General features: G+C 62.3%; 1 pseudogene. It reads left to right on the top strand.

Annotation, left to right across the window (positions count from 1 at the left end):
* Nucleotides 1-273: pseudogene (locus RVY79_RS17705) on the top strand (LysR family transcriptional regulator); the annotation flags it as partial.
* Nucleotides 274-406 lie beyond the last annotated feature (133 nt).

The following is a 406-nucleotide window of genomic DNA, read 5'->3' on the forward strand; positions in this document are numbered from 1 at the left end:
TTGGCCTCCCTCATGCCAGTGGACCAAGAGAACATCCTGTCTGCAACTTCATTCGAGATGATGGCGCTGTGGGTCTCATCCGGCTACGGCATCGGCGTATGCGCGCAATCGCGCATCGAGCGTGCCCATCAATGGGGGATCGGCATGCGACCGCTCGCCGATGGCCCCTACAATATCGTGACGTACCTCCAACGGCCCCACGCGCAAGCCGATTCTGCTGCCAAGCGGTTCGAGCGTAGAGCGCTACAGATTGCTGGGGAAGGTGCAAGGTGATGGGCCTACGGCCGGAAGCGTCATCCCGGCCATAGGCTGACCCGTGGATTAGGTTCCCTCGATCACCACAGCGCTGTCCACTAGCCTACGAACGCTCTGCCGCACATCTTCCGGGACGGGCTGCGGGGCGACG

Origin of the sequence: Chromohalobacter sp. HP20-39 (genome assembly GCF_033052815.1) — a bacterium.
Lineage (GTDB): Bacteria > Pseudomonadota > Gammaproteobacteria > Pseudomonadales > Halomonadaceae > Chromohalobacter.